The organism is Massilia eburnea (genome assembly GCF_050709955.1).
Lineage (GTDB): Bacteria > Pseudomonadota > Gammaproteobacteria > Burkholderiales > Burkholderiaceae_D > Rugamonas > Rugamonas eburnea_A.
Genome location: NZ_JBNZFX010000030.1, coordinates 236,463 through 259,294 on the forward strand (window position 1 = coordinate 236,463; position 22,832 = coordinate 259,294).

The following is a 22,832-nucleotide window of genomic DNA, read 5'->3' on the forward strand; positions in this document are numbered from 1 at the left end:
CTGTTTTAAACTAGGTTGTACGATGACTTACAACTGAGCTCACGCTCATTCGTGCAAAAACCACACTTAGGAGTCAACGATGTCCATGTCCCCGCAGGAACTCAAGAAAGTCATGTCGTCCGGCCTGCTGTCCTTCCCGATCACCGACTTTGACGCAGAAGGCAACTTCAACGCCAAAACCTATGCCGAACGCCTCGACTGGCTGGCTCCTTACGGCGCGAGCGCACTGTTTGCCGCCGGCGGAACCGGTGAGTTCTTCTCGCTGACCGGGCCTGAGTATGCGCAGGTGATCAAGGTCGCCGTTGAGTCCTGCCGCGGCAAGGTGCCGTTGCTGGCCGGTACCGGCGGCCCGACCCGCCAGGCCATCGCCTACGCACAGGAAGCCGAGCGCCTGGGCGCCGACGGCTTGCTGCTGCTGCCGCACTACCTGACCGAAGCAAGCCAGGATGGCCTGATCGAGCACGTGGCCCAAGTGTGCGAGTCGGTGAAAATCGGCGTGATCGTGTACAACCGCGCCAACTGCCGCCTGACCGCCAACTCCTTGGCTATCCTCGCAGCACGTTGCCCGAACCTGATCGGCTTCAAGGATGGCGTGGGCGAGATCGAACTGATGGTGCAGATCTACCGCAAGCTGGGCGACCGTTTCTCCTACCTGGGCGGCCTGCCGACCGCGGAAGTCTATGCCGGCGCCTACAAGGCCCTTGGCACGCCGGTGTACTCCTCGGCCGTGTTCAACTTCGTGCCGAAACTGGCGATGGACTTCTACCACGCCACTGCTGCCGGCAACACGGCCGAAACCGACCGCTTGCTGGACGAGTTCTTCCTGCCATACCTGGAGATCCGCAACCGCAAGGCCGGCTACGCCGTGTCGATAGTCAAGGCTGGCGCCCGCCTGGTTGGCCATTCCGGCGGCCCGGTGCGCGCTCCGCTGACCGACCTGACCGCGGAAGAAGATGCAATGCTGCTGGCGCTGATCAAGAAACAAGGTGCCCAATAATGCAGATCACCGGTGAAATGATCATCGGCGGGCAACTGGTGCGCGGCGCAGCCGGCACGCAGTTGGCCTTCAACCCGGCCACCAGGCAAAACCTGCAACCGGCGTTCGGCCAGGCCGAACTGGCTGACGTGGAGCGCGCCTGCGCGCTGGCTGAACAGGCCTTCGATGCCTACCGCGCCACCACGCCGCAAGTGCGGGCCGCTTTCCTGGAAGCGGTCGCCAGCAATATCGACGCGCTGGGCGCTAGCTTGACCGAGCGCGCCATGGCCGAAACCGGCTTGCCGCAGGCTCGCCTGGAAGGGGAGCGTGGCCGCACCGTCAATCAACTGCGCCTGTTCGCAAAAGTGGTGCGCGACGGCCACTGGCAACAGGCCACGCTGGACTCCGCGCTGCCCCAGCGCACGCCGCCGCGTCCCGACCTGCGCCTGCGCAGGATCGCCATCGGGCCGGTGGCCGTATTCGGTGCTTCCAACTTCCCGCTGGCGTTCTCCGTGGCTGGCGGCGACACCGCGTCGGCACTGGCTGCCGGCTGCCCGGTGGTAGTCAAGGCGCATGGCGCCCACCCAGGCACGTCGGAAATGGTCGCGCGCGCCGTGCAGAAAGCGGCTGCCGATTGCGGCATGCCGGAAGGCGTGTTTTCCATGATCCACGGAGATGGACGCGTGGTCGGCCAGGCGCTGGTGGCCAACCCTTCGATCAAGGCTGTCGGCTTCACCGGCTCGCGCCTGGGCGGCACAGCCCTGATGCGCACCGCTGCCGCGCGCCCTGAACCGATTCCGGTCTACGCCGAGATGAGCAGCATTAACCCGGTCTTCATGCTGCCTGGCGCGCTGACGGCGAACGCCGAAGCACTGGGCGCGGCTTTCGTTGAATCGCTGACCATGGGCGTCGGCCAGTTCTGCACCAACCCTGGTCTGGTGATCGGTGTGGCCGGTCCGGACTTCGACCGCTTCGCTGCTGCCGCTGCTGCGGCGCTGCAGGCGAAGGGTGCGGGCACCATGCTGACCGCCGGCATCCACAAGGCTTATGAATCGGGTGTCGGCCGCTTGTCTGATGTCGCTGGCGTCAAGCTGCTGGCACTGGGGCAGGAACAGGGCGCCGGTTGCGCCGCGCAGGCCGCGCTGTTCCGCGTTGACGCGGAAACTTTCGTCGCCAGCCACGCGCTGCAGGAAGAAGTGTTCGGCCCGGCCTCGGTCTTGATCGCTTGCCGCGACGAAGCCGAAGTGCTGCGCCTGGCAGCCAGCCTGGAAGGGCAGTTGACCGCCACCGTGCACTGCGAGGCCGACGACCATCCGCTGGCGGCAAGGCTGCTGCCGACACTGGAGCGCAAGGCTGGCCGCGTGCTGTTCAACGGCTTCCCGACCGGCGTCGAAGTGTGCCACGCAATGGTGCACGGCGGCCCGTTCCCTGCCACCTCGGACAGCCGCAGCACGTCCGTCGGCGCCACGGCCATCGAGCGCTTCCTGCGTCCGGTAAGCTACCAGAACGTGCCGGCGGCCTTGCTGCCGGCGGCCCTGCAGGACGATAATCCACTGCGCCTGGCGCGCCTCGTGGATGGGGAGCTGCGCACGGCAGTTTGATTATGTAGTACGGCCGGGGGAGACACCGGCCGCTTTCGACTATAAGAAACTATGAATCAGCCTAACCCGCAAGCCGTCGGCCTGGCATCCGATCCGGCTGCCGCCATCGGCAAATACCGCTGGACCATTTGTGGCCTGCTGTTCTTCGCCACCACCATCAACTACCTCGACCGCCAGGTGCTGTCGCTGCTGGCGCCCGCGCTGTCGAAAGAGTTCGGCTGGTCGAATACCGACTACGCCAACATCGCCGCCGTGTTCCAGTTCGTTTACGCGATTTCGATGCTTTTCGCCGGCCGCGTGATCGACAGGATGGGCACGCGCCGCGCCTTCGTGCTGGCAATCGTGGTGTGGTCGTTTGGCGCCATTCTCCACGCTTACTCCGTGGGAATCGGCACCACGTTCTCGACTATCCTCGCTTCAGTGGGCATTGCCGCGGTGCCGGTCTCGGTGGCCGGCTTCATGGTGGGACGCGCCGTGCTGGCGCTGGGCGAGGCGGGTAATTTCCCGGCCGCCATCAAGGCTACCGCTGAATACTTCCCGAAGAAGGAACGTTCTTTCGCAACCGGCATCTTCAACTCGGGCGCGAATATCGGCGCGATCCTGGCGCCGATCACGGTGCCGCTGATCGCCGAAGCCTGGGGCTGGCAATCGGCCTTCATCATCATCGGTGCGATCGGCTTTGTCTGGATGGGTTTCTGGCTGCATTTTTACGATGTGCCGTCGAAGCAGAAGCGCTTGTCGCGCGCCGAACTGGATTACATCAATGGCGACGCGGCTGATACTCCGGCTGCGGCGCCGGCCGCCGACGCTGTCCCGCGCAAGGCATCCTGGTTCAAGCTGCTGGCCTACCGCCAGACCTGGGCTTTCACGGTCGGTAAATTCCTCACCGACGGCGTGTGGTGGTTCTTCCTTTTCTGGCTGCCGAAATTCATGTCGGCGCAATATGGCATATCGGCTACCGAAATGGTGGTGCCGCTCGCGGTGCTGTACTCGATGACCATGTTCGGCTCCATCGGCGGCGGTTGGTTCCCTACCTTCTTCATCAACCGCGGCGCCAGCGTCTACCACGGCCGCATGCGCGCCATGCTGACGATCGCCTTCTTCCCGTTGGCGGTGCTGCTGGCGCAGCCGCTTGGCTACCTGGGCATCTGGGTGCCGGTGATCCTGATCGGCATCGGCGCCTCGGCGCACCAGGCCTGGTCGGCCAACCTGTTCACCACTGTGTCGGACATGTTCCCGAAACACAGCGTCGGCTCCGTGGTCGGCATCGGCGGCATGGCTGGTGGCCTGGGCGGCGTGTTGATCACCAAGGTTGCCGGCAGGTTGTTCGACCATTACAGCGCGCTGGGGCAGATCCAGACCGGCTATATGATCATGTTCACCTTCTGCGCGCTGGCTTACCTGATCGCCTGGTGCATCATGAAGGCGCTGGTCCCCGCACACAAGGAAATCACTGATCTCTGATGGAAAAAGTAAGCGGTGTTCATTGCACGGTGGGTGAAAGCCCCACCTGGCACGCGGGCGAGGGCGCCTGGTATTGGGTCGACATTCCGGCGCGCCGCATCTGGCGCCTCGATCATGCCAGCGGCGCCACGCGCTTCTGGGAGGCGCCGGAGATGGTGGCCTGCGTGTCGCCTGCCGCGCGCGGTGGCCTGATTGCCGGCATGGAGAGCGGCATCTTCCACCTTTCGCTGCAAGAGAACGGCGGCGTATCCGCCGCACGCCTGGCTGCGCCACCGGCCGCGGAGTTGGGCGAGGGCATGCGCTTCAACGATGGCCGCTGCGACCGGCAGGGGCGCTTCTGGGCCGGCACCATGTTCATGGACATGGCGGCGGAACGGTCGCTCGGCCAGCTTTACCGTTATACCGCTGGCGAAGGGCTGTCGGCGTCCTTCGTCTCCGGCTTGTTGACCCAGAACGGCACCGCATTCTCTCCACGCGGTGATGTGATGTACCTGTCCGATTCGCACCCGAAGCGGCGCATGGTGTGGGCCTTTGATTACGACACCGACAGCGGCACGCCGCACAACAAGCGCATCTTCCTCGACCTCGGCACTCAGAAAGGCCGTCCCGACGGCGCCGCAGTCGATGCCGAGGGCTGCTACTGGACTTGCGCCAACGACGGCGGCCTGCTGCAGCGCTACACGCCAGCCGGTGTGCTCGATCGCGAGATCGCACTGCCATTCGCCAAGCCATCGATGTGCAGCTTCGGCGGTCCGGACCTGTCCACGCTGCTGATTACTTCGATCGACCCCGGCAACGTCAAGGACGGTTGGCCCGGCAGTGTCGTGCTACTGCAACCCGGTGTGCATGGCGTCGCCGAAACCCTGTGCGCAGACAATTAATCTGTTGCAAGCTTGTCTCAAGGAGGTTTTCTTTTTATTAATTTCAATGCATACTTTATATTTTGTTAATTCATATAAAGTATGAAACTTCTCGTTCTGTCCGTCGTGCTGCTGGCCTTCGGCGGGTCGGCGCAAGCCGGCATCGCGACGACCTTTGCGGTCGACTCGGGCAAGCATTGGGCCGCCAAAGACGATGTCCTCAGTTATGACGCACAGGCCTTCACCGCATTTGGTGGCACTTTGCGGTCCAACCTGACCTCCCTGCGCGACTGCCGTCACCGCGACCTCGGCACGGCGCATAGCTCGACCTGTTTTTTCGACTTTGACCAGTCGGGTATCCAATCGCCATATGACAACGGCTATCTAAGCCGGTTTGATTCTGCGCTACCTTCCGATCAAATCCTGTATGCCAATATCCAGGTAAAACGCGATGGCAGTTACACGGGTCACTTCATCTTTGCTCTCGAGAGGAATGAGTTCAACTGGCAAGACAGGATGGCTCTCTCTTACAGCTCCAGCTACTATTTCCGTTTCAAGGGGACGGGGATGGATTGGACGACGTCAATGGACGCCGGCTTGGCGGAAACGCTGTGGAACCGGGAGTCGCTATCCGATTTGATGTTCGGCACCCAGTGGAGTCGTGTCCAGTACGACTCAAGCAGCGGCGCCGAAACCTGGCTGGAGTTTGAAGGTTGGGAGGGGGGCTTGAAGCTGGCTGCCGTCCCGGAACCAGCGGCGCCTGCGCTGTTCGGTATCGGCCTGGCTGCCATCGCCGTCCAGCGCAGGCGCAAGCGCAGCTAAGCAGCCTGCGTTGACGAATGCAGGAGCTCCCGCACTTCGACAGTGCCGCCTGCGTCGTAATTCGGATTCCCGGCCAGGAAGCGTTGCGCCGCTTCCAGGCTCTCCGCGCGCACGCGGATATAGCCGTTCACGTGGCTTGGCGCCGGTACGATGGTGCCATCCCGCCTGGCCAGCACACCCGGACCGATTGAGCTGCCGCCATCGAACTGCCCCGAGGCGCGCAGCTTGGACAGGTACTGCTCCCAGCGGGCGACGTCATCGGCAATGCTTGGGTCGACGGCATCGTCGTGCATGAAGAGGATGTATTCGTTCATGGTTCGCTTTCAAGTGATCGGCAGAACGCGGCACTGGCTTCGTCGGCCGGGAAGCAGGATTCGATGTGCAGTTCTTCCAGCGTGACGTCGCGCGGCGTGCCGAAAGTCGTGATGGTGGAGAAGAAGGCCACGCGTTGGCCGTCGCGCTCAAACACGGTTTCAAGCAGCGGCGCCGGTATGGCGCGCAAGTCGCGCTGGCGCCATTTTTCAGGCACGCCGGGATAGGCTAGGACTTCATCGAGCAATGCGCGCGCCTTGCCGTCGTTCGGTGCGGTCGCAACCAGCTTGTGCAGGTGGGCCAGCAGGCTGCCGGCGATCTCTTCCCAGTTCACGAGCACGGCCCGCAGGTCCCGCGGGTCAAAGGCGTGACGCAGCATGTTGCGGTGCGGGCTGTCGCGGCCGCCCAATAGCCAGCGGTTCATGCGGACGGCGGCGTCGTTGGCCATCACGATATCCCAATGGCGGTTCATCAGGAAGGCAGGGTAGGGCTCCTGCTGCTTCAGCATCGCTTCGATCGCGCGCCGCATTGGCGCCAGTTCGGGGTTGGCCAGCGCGGATTCTGAGTAGCGCGGGGCATAGCCCGCTGCTACCAGGAGCGAATTGCGGTCGCGCAGTGTCATTTCCAGCGTGTCAGCCAGGCGGGCCAGGATGTCGCGGCTGGGCTGGGCCTTGCCGGTTTCGATGCAGCTCAAATGGCGGGTCGAGAGGCCGGCGTCCAACGCCAGGTCCATCTGGCTCAGGCGGCGGGCGGAGCGCCACTCACGCAGCAGGGCGCCGACATGGGCGATAGGGGCAAGGTTTGCGTTCATGTGGCCATATTAGCAAGGTTTGGTGCTGCGCTTCCATGACCTTGGAGGTCATTGCTTCGCGTCGGGCTTGGACCGATCATGCATTCCATCGAAGACCTGTCTGCAAGGAGATGAACATGATCCGCCGTGACTTTCTGAAATTGAGTTTTGCCACTACTGCACTCACCGCCATGACGAGCATGGGACGCTTCGCCAGTGCCGCGCCGGACGTCGCGGCTGGCGACGCTGCGCTGCGCGCCGAGGCTGCGCGGGATGCAAAGGCGTGGCGTGCGGCGCGGCGCTTCGTGGCGACCAGCGCCGGGCGCGTAGCAGTGGTGGAGCGGGGCCGCGGCCCGCAGGCAGCGCTGTTCCTGCACGGCCTGCCGCTGAACAGCTTCCAATGGCGCGGCGCCGTGGCGCGCCTGGCGCCGCATCGGCGCTGCATCGCGCCGGATTTCCTCGGCCTTGGCCACAGCGAGCCTGCGGCAGGCGCCAGGCTCGACCCGGAAGGGCAGGTCGCCATGCTGGTCGAACTGCTCGACAAACTGGGTGTCGATAAGGTCGACGTGGTGGCCAGCGACAGCGGCGGCGCAGTGGCGCAACTATTCCTGGTGCTGCATCCGGAGCGCGTGCGCAGCCTGCTGCTGGCCAACTGCGACACCGAAATCGATTGCCCGCCGCCGGCCATGCTGCCGGTGATCGAACTGGCCAAGCAAGGCAAGTTCGCGCAGGAATGGCTGGCGCCCTGGCTGGCCGACAAGGCCAAGGCCCGCTCCGCCGAAGGCCTGGGCGGCATCTGCTACGCCCGTCCCGCCGCGCTGGCGGACGAGGTATTCGAAACCTATCTGCGTCCCCTGGTCGATAATCCGCAGCGCCTGCATGGCTATATCACCGCGCTGGAACGCAATGCACTGCACGGCATCAAGCCCGCGCTGAAAGCCAGCACGGCGCCGGTGCGGGTGCTGTGGGGCATGGCGGACGATATCTTCCTGCCGCGCGGCGCCGACTATCTCGAACAGGCTTTCGGCAATAGCAAGGGCGTGCGCCGCATCGAAGGCAGCAAATTGTTCTGGCCTGAGGAGCGCCCGGAGCTGGTGGCGCAGGAGGCGCTGGCGCTGTGGCGCAGCGCCTGAGGCCTATCGCTTGCGGTAGATGCAGACCATGATATCGCTGGGGAAGAGCCGCATCAGCGGCAGCACCACCCAGCGCATGCCCAGGTAGCGCAGTGGCGCCTTGAACGGATAGACCTGGCCAAACACTGTCATCCAGCGCCACATGCCTTGCTTCTTCACGGCAGCCAGTTCGGTGCTGTGGCGCAGGGTAAATCCTTCGCGCTCCACCAGCCTGGTGAGGTTGGCCGGATTGAAGTAATGCATATGCGGCGAAGGCATGCCTTTTTGCCACAGCCGGTCGAATAGACCGTGCAGGCCGAATCGCGCGAACAGTTTGGACAAGCGGTAGCATAGCCCGTGGCTGCTCGGCAGGTTCAGCACCAGCGTTCCGTCCGGTGCCAGGCGCTGATGGCAGTCGCGCAGGGCAGCGCGGATGTCGGGAATATGCTCGATCACTTCGTTCAGCACGATGATGTCGAACTGCTCCCCCTCCGCCAGCGCCTGGGGGAAGTAGCCGATGCGTACCGGCAGCCCGCGTGCGGCCGCTTGCCGCGCCAACGCTTCATCCGGCTCGACACCCAGCACGTCGAAGGCGCAGGACGCCGCTTCCAGGAACCAGCCATGGGCGCTGCCCACGTCAAGCAGGGTATTGGCGCGCGGCGCTGCGAACTGGCGGGTGAGTGCAACGATGGTGCGGGAATTCTCCTGGCGCAGCGCATTCAGCGACGCTTCGCGCAGGTCTTCGTCGTTTGCCGAAGGCGCGACGGAATGGGCCGCGCCTTCGTAGGCACAGCCAGGACAGGTACGATGCCAGCCTGAGAGGCCGGCTTTCAATGGGGCGTAGCAAATAATACAAGTCATGCGCGCCACGATAGCATGCTTACATTGTTGCGATATTCACAAATACTCACTTTGCAGACTGCGGTAGAATCGCAGGTTTGGATCTTTCCGAGGTTTCGCAATGAAATGGGCTGTTGTCGGCTTTTACATCCTGTCCGTGCTGCACATTCACTTCCGTGGCAGGGTACGTCTCCCGTTCGGCCGCCAATTGTTCGATCACTCGTCGTTCATGGCCCCAATCAATATCTTCATGCATTGGTTCTCGCGCGTGCCATCCACGCCTTACCTGCCGGTTGACACCTTCAAGGAACTCAAGCCGCTGGAAGACAATTGGCAAGTGATCCGCACCGAAGCGGAAAACCTGCTGCGTCTGCAGAAAATCAAGGCTTCGGAAAAGAACGACGATGCCGGCTTCAATTCCTTCTTCAAGGCTGGCTGGAAGCGTTTTTACCTGAAGTGGTACAACGCCAGCCACCCTTCGGCCCAGGAACTGTGCCCGCAGACCTATGCCTTGCTGGCCTCGATCCCTTCGGTGAAGGCTGCCATGTTTGCCGAACTGCCGCCGGGCGGCAAGCTCAATCCGCACCGCGACCCGTTCGCCGGCTCGCTGCGCTATCACCTGGGCTTGGCCACGCCGAACGACGACCGCTGCTTCATCGACGTCGACGGCGAGCGCCATAGCTGGCGCGATGGCCAGGGCGTGATCTTTGACGAAACCTATATCCACTGGGCCATCAACGGCTCCGAGAGCAACCGCATCATCCTGTTCTGCGACGTGGAACGCCCGATGCGCTATCGCTGGGCGCAGGCAGTCAACCGTTTCCTGGGCCGCACCATGATGACCGCCGCCGCTTCGCCGAACGAGCAGGGCGACCAGGTCGGCCTGGTGTCGAAGCTGTTCCGCGTGTCCTTCTACGCCGGCAAATACCGCCGTGCCTTCAAAGCCTGGAACAAGACCGTCTACAAGATCACCAAGTTTGGCCTTATCATCGGCGCAGCAGCAGCAATCTATTACATCTGAGACGCGGCTACCTCCTCATCCCGATCAATAGCCGCATGCTGCCCGATGCCGATCCGCTTGAGCAGGCAAACTGCCGGATCTAGCGGCAGGCGGCGGCGTCGGCGACGGTAAACTGGTAGCGCAGGGCGATGCGGCGCCACTCGCGATCGCAGGGCATGGCGGCTGCGATATTGTCCAGTTCCGCTGCCAGCTCGCGGGCCTCGCGTGCCAGCACGAAATGGCGGCCGAACTGGCCGAAGGGCTTGTCGCCCACATGCAACTGCCCGATGGGCAGCTTCTCCCGGTCCATCTGGCGCCGCAGGTAGCGAAATGAGCTGAGCGGCATCACGCTGAAGTCGGCCTGTCCCTCCACCAGTTTGCGCAGGTTGGCCATCGCGTCGGGGGCGTTGGTGCGCGTCAGGCTCTTGCCGACGTATTCGTCGATGCCGGGATACCGGTTGCCGTAAATGCCGGCAAAGCGCAGGCCCACCAGCGATGCCGGGCCTTCATAGCGCACCGGATTATCGATGCGCGACACGATGGCATTGCTGTCGTCCAGGAACGCCGGGCTCCAATGAAAGCGCTTGCGCGGCACGTCGCCAATGAAGGCCGGCGACAGGAACAGCGCTACGCCGTCGAAGCCGGCAGGCGCCTCCATCAACTGGTTCAGCTGGCGGCGCTGCAGCGACACCAGCTGCAGCGTGTAGCGGCCTTCCAGCTTGCGGTTCACATAGTGCACCAGTTCGGGCGCAAGGCCGCTTTTGCCGTCGATGTAGGGCGGTCCGCGATAACTGTTGTAGGCTTTGACGATGGTGTCGGCGCCGGCCGGCGCCGCAGCCGCAAGCAGCAGGGCGAAGGCAAGGCGGCGCCGCAGCATAGGTCAGCGCGTGTTGGCTGCCGGCAGGCGCATTTCGTCCTGCGTCAGGATCCAGATACGGTCGATATAGCCGTTCATGTCTTCCGTGTAGTTGACGATGAAGGTCGCATCGGCCAGCATATTCGGCACAACGGTCAGGTTCTCTTCACTGAAGATGCGCGCCGCAGGCGAGAGCTGGCGCAGCTTGCCGTCAATAGCGATGTCGGGCGCATAACCGAACTTGATCTTGCCGCGCTTGGCGGTTGCCGGGAATGGGCGGACATCGGCGGCCAGCGCCGGCAGGGAGGGAAGGGCGATTGCTGCCGCAAGGGCCAGCAGGAAGTGTCGTTTGTTCATGCGCGCTAGCTTACCATGCTGGCGAACATGGCCAAAACAGCCAAGGCCATCACTGTTGTACAGGACCAGCCCAGCACACGCAGGCGGCGTGACAGGACCACCTCGCCCATCACGCCGCGCCGGCTCGACAGCAGCATGGTCACCACCATTACCGGCACCGCCACCACGCCGTTGATGACGGCGCTCCAGAACAGGGCCCGCATCGGGTCCATGGGCAGGAAGCCGATGCCGACGCCGGCCAGGGTGGCGGCGATGATGATGCCGTAGAACTTGCGCGCAGCGCGGGGCTGCAGTTCCAGGCTGCTGCGCCAGTTGAAGGCGCCGGCCATGGCGTAGGCGGCGGAGCCGGCCAGCACCGGAATCGCCAGCAGGCCGGTGCCGATGATGCCCAGCCCGAACAGCGCGAATGCCAGTTCGCCAGCGATCGGACGCAGCGCCGCCGCAGCCTGCGCCGACGAGCCGACATGGAAAATCCCGTGCGCATGCAGCGTGACCGCGGTGGTCAGCATGATCGACCACGCCACCAGGTTCGAAAAGCCCATGCCGATGGCTGTGTCGAGCTTGATGCGGCGCAGTTGCGGGCGTACCTGGCGCGGCGCGCGCTTGAGCGGCTCGGCCGCCGGATCGGCCTGCAGTTCCTCGACTTCCTGGGCGGCCTGCCAGAAGAAAAGGTAGGGGCTGATGGTGGTGCCGAACACCGCCACCATGGTGGTCAGGTACGCCTTGTTCCACTCGATATGCGGCGACAGAGTGTGCTTGGCCACTTCGGGCCACGGCACCTCGATCACCAGTACCGTGGCGAGATAGGCCAGCAGCGCCAGCGTCAGCCACTTCAGCAGGCGCGCATAGCGCTGGTAGGGGATGAAGACTTGCAGCAGCACCGACAGCAGGCCGAACGCCAGTGCATGCCACTGCGCCTTGCCGCCTGCCACCAGGTGCAGCGCGTCACCCATGGCAGCCAGGTCGGCGGCGATATTGATGGTGTTGGCAAACAGCAGCAGGCTGACCGTGGCATACAGCGTCCAGGCCGGAAAGCAGCGGCGCATATTGGATGCCAGGCCGCGTCCGCTGGTGCGGCCGATGCGGGCACTGGTTTCCTGGATGCCGACCATCAGCGGATAGGTGAACAGCCCAAGCCACAGCATGCCGAAGCCGAACTGGGCCCCGGCCTGGGAATAGGTGGCGATGCCGCTGGGGTCATCGTCGGCGGCGCCCGCGACCAGGCCCGGGCCGAGCTTGTCCAGCCATGATTGGCTCTGCTGTTCCATGCCACCGATGCTAGCGGCGGCGTGCTTTTCCTTCTGTTCGCGCACTCACATGGCGTTTTTCCCAGGCAGCAAGGTCATTGCGGTAGCGTTCCAGGTCTTCGTAGTAGAGATCGAGCACGCACCAGGTGCAGCCGCTGTGGCAGCAGGCGTCGGGGCCGGGTTCGGCCGGCGGTTGCGGCCTGGGATCGTCTGGCGGGTCCACGTCCATTATTCTTCCATTGCCAGCAAAGCCTGGTTGCGGCCGCGCTGCTTGGCCCGGTACAGCGCTTCGTCCGCCAGGCGCACCAGCTGTTCCGGGCGGCCGTGCTCGGTTGGCACCAGCACCGCCACGCCGATACTGATGGTGACGTGGCCCAGCGGCGAGGCATCGTGCGGCAGTTGCAGGCGCGCCAGTTCGCTGCAGATGGTCTGCGCCACGCCGATCGCGTCGGCGCCTGGCGTGGCGACCGACAGCAGCGCAAACTCTTCACCGCCGTAGCGCGCCACCAGGTCGGAGCTGCGCCGGCCGTGTTCGGTGATCACCCGCGCCACCGCGCGCAGCGTGGCATCGCCGGCCAGGTGTCCATAACGGTCATTGTATTTCTTGAAGTAGTCCACATCCAGCATCGACAGCGCCAGCGGCTGGCCGGTGCGCTGGGCGCGCCGCCATTCCGCTTCCAGCGCCAGGTCGAAGCCGCGCCGGTTGCTGACGCCAGTCAGGCCGTCGGTCTGGCTCAGCGCTTCGAGCTTGCGGTTGGAGTCTTCCAGCTCGACGGTACGGGCGGCGACTTGCTGTTCCAGCACGGCCTGCAGGCGCGTCAGGCGCCGGATGCGCCAGCGGTACAGGCTCCACAAGCCGCCCAGGATCAGGGCAGCGGCAGCCAGGCGGAACCAGGTGGTCTGCCAGAACGGTGGCGTGATGGTCACCTCCAGCGTGGCGGCATGTTCGCTCCAGCTGCCGTGGTGGTTGGCGGCGCGCACCCGGAACACATAGCGGCCCGGGTCGAGGTTGGTGTAGGTGGCCACGCGTCGCTCGGCGTCGGTTTCCTGCCAGTCCGGGTCGAAGCCTTCCAGTTGGTAGGCGTAGCGGTTTTGCGACGGTTCGGTGAAATGCAGGGCGGCGAATTCGATGGTGAAGGCGGTTGCCTGCGACGACAGCACTAGGCCGGTCGGCGCCGTCAGCGGGCCTTCCAGCCGGGCCTGCTCGCGGAAGCGGCCTTCGCTCAGGGAGTGGCTGAACAGCTTGATGTCGGTGATGGCGACCTGCGGCGGCACCGAGTCGCTGCGCACCTGTTCCGGTTCGATGCCGGTCATGCCGTGTACGCCGCCGAAGTACAGCTTGCCGTCCGCGCCGGGCGCCGAGGCATTGGTGGTGAAGCCGTCGGTCATGCCGTCGGCCACGGTGTAGAGCTGGGCCGAACCATTGCCGGGATTCAGGCGGAACAGGCCGGCCAGCGTGCTGACCCAGATCCTGCCCTTGGCGTCGGACTGGATCGACAGCGTTTTCAGGTGCTGCACGGCCGCCGCGTGCGAGCGCAGGCGCAGGCCGCCGCGCGCGGTTTCTTCCACCTGCACCAGGCCGCGCGAGGTGCCGACCCACAGCCGGCCGTCGGCGTCTTGGTGCAGCGCGGTGACGTTATCGTCGATCATGCCTTCCGGGCCGCCGGCGCGCAGGTGGCGGAACTTGCCGGTGGCCGGGTCCAGCAGGTCGAGCCCGCCGCCGTTGAATTCCGAACCCATCCAGACGCGGCCTTGCTTGTCTTCCAGCACCACGCTGGCGCCGCCGACGCTGCGGCTGTCCGGGTTTTGCGGGTCGTGGTAGAACAGCAGGGAGCGGTCGCGCTGGGTGTCGTAGCGCACCAGGCTGTTGCCGGTGCCGAGCCACAGCACGCCATCCTTGCCGGGCGCGATGGCGTTGATGAAGTCGCTCGCGGTGTTGCCGAAGCGCACCAGCTGGAACTTGCCGTCCGGCGCATCGAGCCGGTTCAAGCCGTTGGCCGTGCCCACCCACAGCGGGCCGCCGGGCTGCTGGTACAGGCTGTACACGATATTGCTGTTGATCGAACCCGGGCGGCCGTCGGCCTGGTAGCGCCGCAGCACTTCGCCCTTGGCCGGGTCGAACTGGCCGACGCCGAGGTTGCCGCCGACCCAGACCGTGCCTTTGGGGCCGCTTTGCAGGCTCAGCAAAGCGTTGTTGGCGCGCCCGTGCCGTCCGTCCAGGCGGTAGGGCAGGTAGCGCGTGAAGCCGCTGCTGCTCAGGTTGACCAGGGCAACGCCGTCGGTGAAGGAGGCGATCCATAACATGCCGCCGCGGTCCTGCAGCATGGCGCGCAGGTTATCGCCCGGCAGCGAGTATGGGTCGTCGCTGTTGTGGCTGTACTGGTCGAAGCGCTGGGCCAGGGCATCCCAGCGCAGCAGGCCGGCCGACAGGGTGGTGGCCCATAGCGTGCCGTCGCGGTCGAAATAAAAGCTGGTGACGCGGCTGTCGGGCACGCTCACGCTGGCGCGCGTGTCCCACGGCTGGCTGCTGTCCCAGCGCCACACGCCGCCTTCGGTGCCGATCCACAGCACGCCGTTGCGGTCGAATTTCAGGGCGCGCACGATGTTGGCGCGCGCGTTCGGGTCCTGGCCCTTGTCGACGCGGCGGTGCTCGAACTCGCTGCTGCCGGCGGGCAGGTAGTCCAGGCCGCCAGGCCAGGTCGCGGCCCAGACGCCGCCCTTGCTATCGACCGCCAGCGCGTTCAGGTCGTTGCCGCCCAGGCTGCCGGGACGGGCCGGATCGTGCAGGTGGACGGTGAACTTGCCGGTGCCCGGCTCAAAGTGCTGCAGCCCGCCCCAGGTCGCCAGCCACATGCCGTCTGCACCATCCGCCACAATGGCGCGGACGATGCGGCCGCTATGCGGGGCATTGCCGGGCACGAAGGCCGTGAAATCATTGCTTTCCGGATTAAAGCGCGCCAAGCCATTCTGGGTGCCGGCCCACAGCCTGCCCTGCTTATCCTCAAACAGCGCGGCGACGCGGTCATGCGGCAGCTTGCGCGGGTCGCCGGCCTTGCTGCGGTATTTGGTGACGCGGTAGCCGTCGTAGCGGTACAGGCCGTTCGCTTGGGTGCCGATCCACATGAAGCCGCGCTGGTCTTGCAGCAGCGATAACATTGACGGTTCATCATTGCCGAGCGGCCCGAGTTTGCGGAAGCGCAGCGATGGCGCGGCGGCCTGGGCCACAGCCGCGAACAGGCTGCTGGCCAGGACGATCAGCAAGATATAGCGGCTCAGATGCCAGCCGCGAGCGTTGATAGCATTCATTTAGTTACATTATAGCTTCCATCTCAGCAATAATTTCCGCTCCGCAGCCGCAATCCATGCGCTTTACCACAGTTCTCGGGTATCATGCGGGGTTGGCCGCTGTTAACTAAAGAATTGTATGTCTGACATTGAGAACACCCCTGTGCAAGTAAAGTTCGCCGATTTCGGCCTGGCGCCGGAAATCCTGCGCGCACTGACCGACCAGGGTTATGTGCACCCAACGCCGATCCAGGCGCAAGCGATCCCGATCCTGCTGCAGGGTCGCGACGTGATGGGTGCCGCCCAGACCGGCACCGGCAAGACGGCGGGGTTTTCCCTGCCGATCATCCAGCTGCTGCTGGCCCAAGCCAACACGTCGATGAGCCCGGCGCGCCACCCGGTGCGTGCCCTGGTGCTGGCACCGACCCGTGAACTGGCGGTGCAGGTGGCGGAAAACGTGGCGGCGTATTGCAAGCACACCCCGCTGCGCTCCACCGTGGTCTTTGGCGGCATGGACATGAAGCCGCAGACTGAAAAGCTGCGCAGTGGCGTGGAAATCGTGATCGCCACCCCGGGCCGCCTGCTGGACCATGTGGAGCAGAAGAATATTTCGCTGGGCCAGGTGCAGATGCTGGTCATGGACGAAGCCGACCGCATGCTCGACATGGGCTTCCTGCCCGACCTGCAGCGCATCATCAACCTGCTGCCGAAGAAGCGCCAGAACCTGATGTTCTCGGCCACCTTCTCGCCGGAGATCAAGAAGCTGGCCTCCAGCTTCCTGACCGACCCGATCACGATCGAAGTGGCGCGTTCCAATGCGACCGCCGAACGCGTGACCCAGGTGGTGTACAAGGTGAATGAAGACCATAAACGCGATGCCGTGGCCCATATCCTGCGCCAGCGCGAGCTGAAACAGGTGATCGTATTCTCCAACACCAAGATCGGCGCCTCGCGCCTGGCGCGCGGTTTGGCGGCAGAAGGCATGAAGGCCTCCGCCATCCACGGCGACAAGACGCAGCAGGAGCGCATGCAGGCGCTTGACGCTTTCAAGAAAGGCGAGATCGATGTGCTGGTCGCCACCGACGTGGCGGCGCGCGGCCTGGATATTTCGGACCTGCCGTGCGTGATCAACTTCGACCTGCCATATAACGCGGAAGATTACGTGCACCGCATCGGCCGTACCGGCCGCGCCGGCGCTTCCGGTGACGCGATTTCGATCTTCTCGGACAAGGACGAACGCCTGCTGCTCGATATTGAGAAGCTGATCAAGCAGACCGTCCCGCGCGGCACGCTGGAAGGCTTTGTGCCGGGCGGTTTCCGCAGCGACGAGCGCCACGGCGACCGCCGCCGCGACCGCACCCAGGCGGACCGTTCGGCGCCGCGCAGCGGTGAGCGCCGTGAAGGCCGTGGCGACGGACCGTCGCTCTCGCCACGCCGCGAGAAAGTCGATCCATGGTTCCTGAAACCGTATGAGCCGACCCGCAGCAATGGCGCGGCGGCAGCTGCGGTGGCGGCCGCTCCGGCCAAGCCGAAGCAGAAAATCGCTGCCCTGCTGGGTGGACTGCCGAAAGGCTAAGATGTAAAAAAGGCCCGTTGCTCAACGGGCCTTTTTCTTATCGCTTGCCGCTTAGTGCTTGCCGAAGCAGGCCGGGCACGAAACCCCCGCCACGTATTCCGGCGCCAGCTGCTGGCGCGGGGTAACCACGGCGCGGCAGGCGAAGCACTGCCTGGTTTCCGTCGGTTCGAGCTGCGGGTTGAGCGCGGTGCGGTAGTCGAACACGAAGCAGTCGCCGGTGTAGTGCGCGCCGCCGACTTCCTCGAAGTACTTCAGGATGCCGCCTTCGAGCTGGTACACATTGTCATAGCCGATATTCTGCATGTGGATCGCCGCCTTTTCGCAGCGGATGCCGCCGGTGCAGAAGGTCACCACGGTCTTGCCTTCAAAATCGGCCTTGTGCTTCTCGATGATTTCCGGGAATTCGGTGAACTTGGTCAGGCGGTAGTCGACCGTGTTGTTGAACGTGCCAACATCCACTTCGTAGTCGTTGCGGGTTTCGACCATCACGACCGGCTTGCCGTTGTCGTCGTGGCCCTGGTCCAGCCAGCGCTTCAGGTCTTTTGCCTGCACATGCGGTGCGCGGCCGTCCTCCGGACGGATCAGCGGGTGGCGCATGGTGATGATTTCTTTCTTGATGCGCACCAGCATGCGGCGGTGCGACTGTTCAGTCGACAGGCTTTCCTTCACTTCCAGGTCCGCCAGGCGGGCATCGCTGTGCACCCAGGCCAGGTACTCGTCGATATTGCCGCGGGTGCCGGACAGGAACATATTGATGCCTTCCGGGGTCAGCAGAATGGTGCCCTTCAGGTCCAGGCGGGCGCAGATGTCCTGGTATTGCGGGCGCAGTTGGTCCAGCTGGTCCAGGGTGATGAATTTGTAGGCCGCGATATTGACGTAAACGGCTGGTGCCGCGTCTGGGGTCGCAGGCGCGTTGTCGATGGTTGCTTGCATGGGATTGGTAATCGATTGAATCCGGAACAGTCGACATTATAGCCGCACTCGGCGGAATGCCCAAATAATAGGCAGGGATTGTCAAATGCTTAAATGGTGTGAAATAATTGCCATCAACTGATGCAAAATAGAAAGATCAATCCAATGCAAGATGGCGCAGCAATGAATCCCACGCACGAATTCCTGGCCCGTGCGGTGGCCTACCTGAAAAGCACGGCCGAAGCAGGCGGCGAGGCGGCGATTGCCTTGCCTGAGCCAGATAGCCCGGTACTACGCCCGGTGGGTTCCGGCCTGATGGCGGCCTATGTAGTCGATCAGCCGGAAGGGCTGGTCTACGTGCAGCATCGCCATCTGGCTGAAGCCGGCATCGATGCGGCGCAGCTGCACCGCTTGGCTATCGCCAACCTGGACCAGCTGTGCAGCCAGCATCTGCGGGTCGAGCAGCACGGTCCGGTCTTTGGCGTTTTCGTCGATGGCAATTTCGAGGCCAGCATGTTCCTGCTGCAGGCGCTGTGGCAGCGCGACCTGGCGGACCTGGTGGACGAAGGGTTCATGGTCGCCGTGCCGGCGCGCGACGTCCTGGCCTTCTGCGACATGGCGTCGGAGGAAGGCGTCGCGGCGCTGAAGGAAATGGTGGAACGCGTCCATGCGAACGGCGACCACCTGATCAGCAGGAATACCTTCCGCCTCCGCAAGCCTGCGTGAAGGTGGCCCCGGTTAGCGCTTACTTCTGCGCCAGGACCCAGCGCACCAGCTGGTGCGCCTCAGCGTCGGTCACCTGATTGGGCGGCATCGGGACTGCGCCCCAGACCCCGGAGCCGCCCTGCAGGATTTTCAGGACAAGCTTGTCTTCGGCGCCCTTGTCGCTCTTGTATTTGGCCGCGACATCCTTGAACGACGGCCCCACTAGCTTTTTGGCCATGGCGTGGCAGGCAAAGCAGCTCTTCGACTTGGCCAACTGCTCAGATTCTTCCGCATAGGCCGCCAGCGAGGCGGTCATCAGCAGGGCAGCAGCAACAATTTTCATCTTCATCTCCAAGGGTGGATTGGTAAGGGTGATTCTAGCCGCGCCATGCGGGCGTGACGGGCTCATTTGTAAGCAATTATCGCGCGTCCCGCACTGAACCACACTGCATTCGCGCCGGCGAGCGTCGCGGGCCGCACCGCTGGCGATGCCGCCCACGAATAGCAGTCCAGGCAGCTCAGGCGTTAAAATAGGGGGATATTCGACTTAAAAGCCGCCCGCCCATGAGCATTGAAACAATCGACCAGCCAGTAGACGCCACGCCAGCCGCAGCGCCCGTGGGACCGCAATTCGTCCACCTGCGCGTGCATACGGAATATTCGATTGTCGACGGCCTGGTGCGCTATGACGACATGATCAAGAAGGCGGTCAAGGATGGCCAGGGCGCCCTGGCCATCACCGACCTGGCCAATATGTTCGCCATGGTGCGCTTCTACAAGGCAGCGCGTGGCAAGGGCATCAAGCCTATCGTCGGTGTCGATACCTGGATCACCAACGATGAAAACCGTGACAAGCCGCATCGCCTCATGCTGTTCGCGAAGAACCGCATGGGCTACCTGCAGCTGTGCGAATTGTTGTCGGAAGCGTGGCTGAACAACCAGTGGAAGGGCCGCGCGGAGATCCGCACCGAGTGGCTGCGCGACTTGCCGAACCGGCAGTACCCGCTGCTGCCTGGCGAAGATCCGCGCAACTGCCTGATCGCCCTGTCCGGCGCCCATTTCGGCGACATCGGCCAGGCCATCGAGCATGGCAACCTGGAACTGGCGGAAGCCAATGCCCGCAAGTGGGCCGGCATTTTCCCGAACGGCCATTTCTACGTTGAGATCCAGCGCGCCGGCCAGGCCAACCAGGAAGCGCAGGTGCGCCAGTCGGTGGCGCTGGCCGCCAAGCTTGGCTTGCCGGTGGTGGCGACGCACCCGGTGCAGTTCCTGTCGCAGGAAGAATACATCGCCCACGAAGCGCGCGTCTGTATCGCCGAAGGCGAGATGCTGGCCAACGCCAAGCGCGTCAAGCGTTTCAACGAGCAGATGCGCTTCCTGACCCAGGCGGAGATGGCCGAGCTGTTCCACGACCTGCCGGCTGCGCTGCAAAACTCGGTGGAGATCGCCAAGCGCTGCAACCTGTCGCTGGTACTGGGTAAGCCGCAGCTGCCGAACTTCCCGACTCCGGGCATGACCATCGACGAATTCTTGGTCGCCGAAACCACCAAGGGCCTGGAAGAGCGCCTGATCCAGCTGTTCCCGGATCCGGAAAAGCGCGAGAAGGAGCGCCCGCGCTACGAGGCGCGCCTGAAGTTCGAGAACGACACCATCATCAAGATGAAGTTCCCTGGCTACTTCCTGATCGTTGCGGAGTTTATCCAGTGGGGCAAGAACAACGGCGTGCCGATTGGACCGGGCCGAGGCTCCGGCGCAGGCTCGCTGGTGGCCTATGCGCTGAAGATTACCGACCTGGACCCGCTCAAATACAACCTGCTGTTCGAGCGTTTCCTGAACCCGGAACGGGTATCGATGCCCGACTTCGATATTGACTTCTGCCAGGAAAAGCGCGAACTGGTGATCCAGCACGTGAAGGACCTGTACGGGCGCGAGGCGGTATCGCAGATCGCCACCTTCGGTACCATGGCGGCCAAGGGCGCGATCCGCGACGTGGGCCGCGTGATGGACTTCGGCTACAACTTCTGCGACGGCGTGTCGAAGCTGATCCCGTTCAAGCCGGGCAAGCCGGTCTCGATCGCGGAGGCGATCGAAGAGGAGCCGCTGCTCAAAGAGCGCCAGGAAAACGAAGAGGAAGTGCGCCAGCTGCTCGATCTGGCGCAGCAGGTGGAAGGCATCACCCGTAACATCGGCATGCACGCCGGCGGCGTCCTGATTGCGCCGGGCAAGCTGACCGACTTCTGCCCGCTGTACACCCAGTCCGGCGATACCGGCGTGGTGTCGCAGTTCGACAAGGACGACGTGGAGGCGATCGGCCTGGTGAAGTTCGACTTCCTGGGCTTGACCACGCTGACCATCCTGGACCGCGCCGTCAATTACATCAAGGACCTCGACCAGGAACTGGCTGAATTCGACCTGGCCAAGCTGCCGCTGAACGACCGCCCGACGTACGAGCTGCTGACCAAGGCGAAAACCGTCGCCGTGTTCCAGCTTGAATCGCGCGGCATGCAGGGCATGCTGAAAGACGCGCGTCCCGACCGCTTCGAGGACATTATCGCGCTGGTGGCGCTGTACCGTCCGGGCCCGATGGACCTGATCCCGGACTTCTGCAAGCGTAAGCACGGCGAGAAATTCGATTATCCCGATCCGCGCACCGAGGGCATCCTGTCCGAAACCTACGGCATTATGGTTTACCAGGAACAGGTTATGCAGATGGCGCAGATCATCGGCGGCTACTCGCTGGGCGGCGCGGACATGCTGCGCCGCGCGATGGGTAAGAAAAAAGCCGAGGAGATGGCGGAGCACCGCGAGTTGTTCCGCAAGGGCGCGCAAGAGGGTGGCCTGACCGTCGAGAAGGCCGACGAGATCTTCGACTTGATGGAAAAGTTCGCGGGCTACGGCTTCAACAAGTCGCACGCTGCCGCGTACGCGCTGCTGTCGTACCACACCGCCTACCTGAAGCATCACCACACCGCAGCGTTCATGGCAGCCAACATGTCGCTGGCCATGGACGATACCGAGAAGCTGAAAATCCTGGTCGAAGACTCGATCGACGTCTGCGGCCTGACCATCCTGCCGCCGGATGTCAACAAGTCGGCATACCACTTCCGCCCGGACGCTGACGCGGGCAAGAAGGCGACCAGGATCCGCTACGGCCTGGGTGGCGTGAAGGGCGCGGGCCAGAATGCGATCGAGGCGATCATCGCCGCGCGCATCGCGGACGGCCCGTTCACCAGCCTGTTCGACTTCTGCAAGCGGGTCGACAAGAAACAGATGAACCGCCGCACCATCGAAGCGCTGATCCGCGCCGGCGCGTTTGACGGCTTCGGCGTCGATCGTGCGGTGCTGTTCGCGTCGGTGAGCTTCGCCATGGAGTACGCCGACCAGGAAGCCAAGTCGGCCAACCAGGTCAGCCTGTTCGGCGGCGACGATTCCGACCTGGTGGCGCCGCCCGATTATGTGCAGGCTACGGCGTGGACGGACCGTGAAAAGCTGGCGGAGGAAAAGATCGCGCTGGGCTACTACCTGTCCGGCCATATGTTCGACTCCTACCAGCAGGAAGCGCGCCGTTTCGCGCGCACCAAGCTGTCCGAGCTGGAGCCGTCGCGCGAGCCGCGCATGATGTGCGGCGTGATTTCCGGCATCCGTACCCAGATGACCCAGCGCGGCAAGCTGCTGATCGTGACGCTGGACGACAAGACCGCCGTGGTCGAAGTTACCGTCTACAACGAAGTCTTCGAACCGAACAAGCATATGTTCAAGGAAGACGAATTCCTGTGCGTGACGGGCAAGGTGTCGGAAGACCGCTTCTCGGGCGGCCTGCGCATTTCGGCGGAAAAGGTCTACAACATCACCGCGGCGCGCACCCAGTTCGGCCGCCAGATCGGACTGGCGCTGCCGAAGGCCGTGCCGCCGGCCAAGCTGGCCGAGATCCTGGGCCCGCACCGCGACGAATACGGCCTGCCGGTGTCGATGCGCGTCAAGCCGCAAGGCATCGACTGTGTGTTGCAACTTGGCGACGAATGGCGCCTGGCGCCGTCGGATGCGCTGAAAATCGCACTGGAACAGGGCCTGGGAGCGCAGGAAGTGGCAATCGAGTATTGATGTGCTATTGCATGGG

At 63.9% G+C, this 22,832-nt stretch carries 20 protein-coding genes; 10 read left to right on the plus strand and 10 right to left on the minus strand.

Annotation, left to right across the window (positions count from 1 at the left end):
- Nucleotides 1–85 precede the first annotated feature (85 nt).
- The 5 genes from kdgD to ACQ4MM_RS16745 all read left to right on the plus strand — a co-directional run bounded on the left by kdgD (nt 86) and on the right by ACQ4MM_RS16745 (nt 5,723).
- Complete coding sequence (gene kdgD, locus ACQ4MM_RS16725) at nt 86–997, plus strand: 5-dehydro-4-deoxyglucarate dehydratase (RefSeq protein WP_431478465.1); 912 nt, start codon at nt 86–88, stop codon at nt 995–997.
- Nucleotides 997–2,577 carry an aldehyde dehydrogenase (NADP(+)) gene (locus ACQ4MM_RS16730; protein WP_431478403.1) on the plus strand — a complete coding sequence of 527 codons (1,581 nt, stop codon included), beginning with the start codon at nt 997–999 and terminating at the stop codon, nt 2,575–2,577. Before kdgD ends, ACQ4MM_RS16730 begins: the two co-directional genes overlap by 1 nt.
- Before the next feature lie 51 nt (nt 2,578–2,628).
- Nucleotides 2,629–4,041, plus strand: a complete 1,413-nt coding sequence (locus tag ACQ4MM_RS16735; RefSeq protein ID WP_431478404.1) for an MFS transporter — start codon at nt 2,629–2,631, stop codon at nt 4,039–4,041.
- Complete coding sequence (locus ACQ4MM_RS16740; RefSeq protein ID WP_431478405.1) at nt 4,041–4,922, plus strand: SMP-30/gluconolactonase/LRE family protein; 882 nt, start codon at nt 4,041–4,043, stop codon at nt 4,920–4,922. The genes ACQ4MM_RS16735 and ACQ4MM_RS16740 overlap by 1 nt, the downstream gene beginning before the upstream one ends.
- A gap of 81 nt (nt 4,923–5,003) precedes the next feature.
- Nucleotides 5,004–5,723: a PEP-CTERM sorting domain-containing protein gene (locus ACQ4MM_RS16745; RefSeq protein ID WP_431478406.1), complete on the plus strand. Its 720-nt coding sequence runs from the start codon at nt 5,004–5,006 to the stop codon at nt 5,721–5,723.
- Here the strand turns inward: ACQ4MM_RS16745 and ACQ4MM_RS16750 are convergent.
- Both ACQ4MM_RS16750 and ACQ4MM_RS16755 read right to left on the minus strand, forming a co-directional pair.
- Nucleotides 5,720–6,037, minus strand: a complete 318-nt coding sequence (locus ACQ4MM_RS16750) for a YciI family protein (RefSeq protein ID WP_431478407.1) — start codon at nt 6,035–6,037, stop codon at nt 5,720–5,722. The genes ACQ4MM_RS16745 and ACQ4MM_RS16750 overlap by 4 nt on opposite strands.
- Nucleotides 6,034–6,846, minus strand: coding sequence for a helix-turn-helix domain-containing protein (locus ACQ4MM_RS16755; protein WP_431478408.1), 813 nt, complete (start codon nt 6,844–6,846; stop codon nt 6,034–6,036). Before ACQ4MM_RS16755 ends, ACQ4MM_RS16750 begins: the two co-directional genes overlap by 4 nt.
- Nucleotides 6,847–6,962: 116 nt before the next feature.
- Between ACQ4MM_RS16755 and ACQ4MM_RS16760 the strand changes: the two genes are divergently transcribed.
- Nucleotides 6,963–7,958 (plus strand): alpha/beta fold hydrolase, encoded by a 996-nt coding sequence (locus ACQ4MM_RS16760; RefSeq protein WP_431478409.1) that lies wholly within the window; start codon nt 6,963–6,965, stop codon nt 7,956–7,958.
- 3 nt (nt 7,959–7,961) lie between these two features.
- Here the strand turns inward: ACQ4MM_RS16760 and ACQ4MM_RS16765 are convergent, their stop codons facing one another.
- Nucleotides 7,962–8,798, minus strand: coding sequence for a methyltransferase domain-containing protein (locus tag ACQ4MM_RS16765; protein WP_431478410.1), 837 nt, complete (start codon nt 8,796–8,798; stop codon nt 7,962–7,964).
- Between the two features lie 100 nt (nt 8,799–8,898).
- Between ACQ4MM_RS16765 and lpxO the strand changes: the two genes are divergently transcribed.
- On the plus strand, nt 8,899–9,798 hold the full coding sequence (gene lpxO / locus ACQ4MM_RS16770) for a lipid A hydroxylase LpxO (protein ID WP_431478411.1): 900 nt from the start codon (nt 8,899–8,901) through the stop codon (nt 9,796–9,798).
- 79 nt (nt 9,799–9,877) lie between these two features.
- Here lpxO and ACQ4MM_RS16775 read toward each other — a convergent pair whose 3' ends face one another.
- The 5 genes from ACQ4MM_RS16775 to ACQ4MM_RS16795 are packed head-to-tail and all read right to left on the minus strand — an operon-like array spanning nt 9,878 to nt 15,543.
- The gene (locus ACQ4MM_RS16775) at nt 9,878–10,654 is read right to left on the minus strand and encodes a substrate-binding periplasmic protein (protein ID WP_431478412.1); all 777 of its coding nucleotides are present in this window, start codon (nt 10,652–10,654) and stop codon (nt 9,878–9,880) included.
- 3 nt (nt 10,655–10,657) lie between these two features.
- On the minus strand, nt 10,658–10,990 hold the full coding sequence (locus ACQ4MM_RS16780) for a hypothetical protein (RefSeq protein WP_431478413.1): 333 nt from the start codon (nt 10,988–10,990) through the stop codon (nt 10,658–10,660).
- A 5-nt stretch (nt 10,991–10,995) separates the two neighbouring features.
- Nucleotides 10,996–12,258: an NRAMP family divalent metal transporter gene (locus tag ACQ4MM_RS16785; RefSeq protein ID WP_431478414.1), complete on the minus strand. Its 1,263-nt coding sequence runs from the start codon at nt 12,256–12,258 to the stop codon at nt 10,996–10,998.
- Nucleotides 12,259–12,268: 10 nt separating this feature from the next.
- Nucleotides 12,269–12,460 carry an oxidoreductase-like domain-containing protein gene (locus tag ACQ4MM_RS16790; RefSeq protein ID WP_431478415.1) on the minus strand — a complete coding sequence of 64 codons (192 nt, stop codon included), beginning with the start codon at nt 12,458–12,460 and terminating at the stop codon, nt 12,269–12,271.
- 5 nt (nt 12,461–12,465) lie between these two features.
- Entirely contained in the window at nt 12,466–15,543 is a 3,078-nt protein-coding gene (locus tag ACQ4MM_RS16795) for a two-component regulator propeller domain-containing protein (RefSeq protein ID WP_431478416.1), read from the minus strand.
- 118 nt (nt 15,544–15,661) lie between these two features.
- Here ACQ4MM_RS16795 and ACQ4MM_RS16800 point away from each other — a divergent pair, with 118 nt between their 5' ends.
- Nucleotides 15,662–17,098 (plus strand): DEAD/DEAH box helicase, encoded by a 1,437-nt coding sequence (locus ACQ4MM_RS16800; protein ID WP_431478417.1) that lies wholly within the window; start codon nt 15,662–15,664, stop codon nt 17,096–17,098.
- Between the two features lie 51 nt (nt 17,099–17,149).
- Here the strand turns inward: ACQ4MM_RS16800 and ACQ4MM_RS16805 are convergent, their stop codons facing one another.
- Complete coding sequence (locus tag ACQ4MM_RS16805; RefSeq protein WP_431478418.1) at nt 17,150–18,031, minus strand: sulfurtransferase; 882 nt, start codon at nt 18,029–18,031, stop codon at nt 17,150–17,152.
- Nucleotides 18,032–18,193: 162 nt separating this feature from the next.
- Here ACQ4MM_RS16805 and ACQ4MM_RS16810 point away from each other — a divergent pair, with 162 nt between their 5' ends.
- Nucleotides 18,194–18,736 (plus strand): DUF1444 family protein, encoded by a 543-nt coding sequence (locus ACQ4MM_RS16810; protein ID WP_431478419.1) that lies wholly within the window; start codon nt 18,194–18,196, stop codon nt 18,734–18,736.
- 19 nt (nt 18,737–18,755) lie between these two features.
- On the opposite strand, the gene ACQ4MM_RS16815 is transcribed toward ACQ4MM_RS16810, so the two are convergent.
- Nucleotides 18,756–19,058 carry a c-type cytochrome gene (locus tag ACQ4MM_RS16815; RefSeq protein ID WP_431478420.1) on the minus strand — a complete coding sequence of 101 codons (303 nt, stop codon included), beginning with the start codon at nt 19,056–19,058 and terminating at the stop codon, nt 18,756–18,758.
- Nucleotides 19,059–19,279: 221 nt separating this feature from the next.
- Between ACQ4MM_RS16815 and dnaE the strand changes: the two genes are divergently transcribed.
- Nucleotides 19,280–22,816, plus strand: coding sequence for a DNA polymerase III subunit alpha (gene dnaE / locus ACQ4MM_RS16820; protein WP_431478421.1), 3,537 nt, complete (start codon nt 19,280–19,282; stop codon nt 22,814–22,816).
- The last annotated feature ends 16 nt before the right edge of the window (nt 22,817–22,832 follow it).

What these genes read in the sequence shown, in the direction of transcription:
- kdgD (WP_431478465.1), top strand. Translation starts at nt 86, where the DNA reads ATGTCCCCGCAGGAACTCAAGAAAGTCATGTCGTCCGGCCTGCTGTCC.
- ACQ4MM_RS16730 (WP_431478403.1), top strand. Translation starts at nt 997, where the DNA reads ATGCAGATCACCGGTGAAATGATCATCGGCGGGCAACTGGTGCGCGGC.
- ACQ4MM_RS16735 (WP_431478404.1), top strand. Translation starts at nt 2,629, where the DNA reads ATGAATCAGCCTAACCCGCAAGCCGTCGGCCTGGCATCCGATCCGGCT.
- ACQ4MM_RS16740 (WP_431478405.1), top strand. Translation starts at nt 4,041, where the DNA reads ATGGAAAAAGTAAGCGGTGTTCATTGCACGGTGGGTGAAAGCCCCACC.
- ACQ4MM_RS16745 (WP_431478406.1), top strand. Translation starts at nt 5,004, where the DNA reads ATGAAACTTCTCGTTCTGTCCGTCGTGCTGCTGGCCTTCGGCGGGTCG.
- ACQ4MM_RS16750 (WP_431478407.1), bottom strand. Translation starts at nt 6,037, where the DNA reads ATGAACGAATACATCCTCTTCATGCACGACGATGCCGTCGACCCAAGC.
- ACQ4MM_RS16755 (WP_431478408.1), bottom strand. Translation starts at nt 6,846, where the DNA reads ATGAACGCAAACCTTGCCCCTATCGCCCATGTCGGCGCCCTGCTGCGT.
- ACQ4MM_RS16760 (WP_431478409.1), top strand. Translation starts at nt 6,963, where the DNA reads ATGATCCGCCGTGACTTTCTGAAATTGAGTTTTGCCACTACTGCACTC.
- ACQ4MM_RS16765 (WP_431478410.1), bottom strand. Translation starts at nt 8,798, where the DNA reads ATGACTTGTATTATTTGCTACGCCCCATTGAAAGCCGGCCTCTCAGGC.
- lpxO (WP_431478411.1), top strand. Translation starts at nt 8,899, where the DNA reads ATGAAATGGGCTGTTGTCGGCTTTTACATCCTGTCCGTGCTGCACATT.
- ACQ4MM_RS16775 (WP_431478412.1), bottom strand. Translation starts at nt 10,654, where the DNA reads ATGCTGCGGCGCCGCCTTGCCTTCGCCCTGCTGCTTGCGGCTGCGGCG.
- ACQ4MM_RS16780 (WP_431478413.1), bottom strand. Translation starts at nt 10,990, where the DNA reads ATGAACAAACGACACTTCCTGCTGGCCCTTGCGGCAGCAATCGCCCTT.
- ACQ4MM_RS16785 (WP_431478414.1), bottom strand. Translation starts at nt 12,258, where the DNA reads ATGGAACAGCAGAGCCAATCATGGCTGGACAAGCTCGGCCCGGGCCTG.
- ACQ4MM_RS16795 (WP_431478416.1), bottom strand. Translation starts at nt 15,543, where the DNA reads ATGAATGCTATCAACGCTCGCGGCTGGCATCTGAGCCGCTATATCTTG.
- ACQ4MM_RS16800 (WP_431478417.1), top strand. Translation starts at nt 15,662, where the DNA reads ATGTCTGACATTGAGAACACCCCTGTGCAAGTAAAGTTCGCCGATTTC.
- ACQ4MM_RS16805 (WP_431478418.1), bottom strand. Translation starts at nt 18,031, where the DNA reads ATGCAAGCAACCATCGACAACGCGCCTGCGACCCCAGACGCGGCACCA.
- ACQ4MM_RS16810 (WP_431478419.1), top strand. Translation starts at nt 18,194, where the DNA reads ATGAATCCCACGCACGAATTCCTGGCCCGTGCGGTGGCCTACCTGAAA.
- ACQ4MM_RS16815 (WP_431478420.1), bottom strand. Translation starts at nt 19,058, where the DNA reads ATGAAAATTGTTGCTGCTGCCCTGCTGATGACCGCCTCGCTGGCGGCC.
- dnaE (WP_431478421.1), top strand. Translation starts at nt 19,280, where the DNA reads ATGAGCATTGAAACAATCGACCAGCCAGTAGACGCCACGCCAGCCGCA.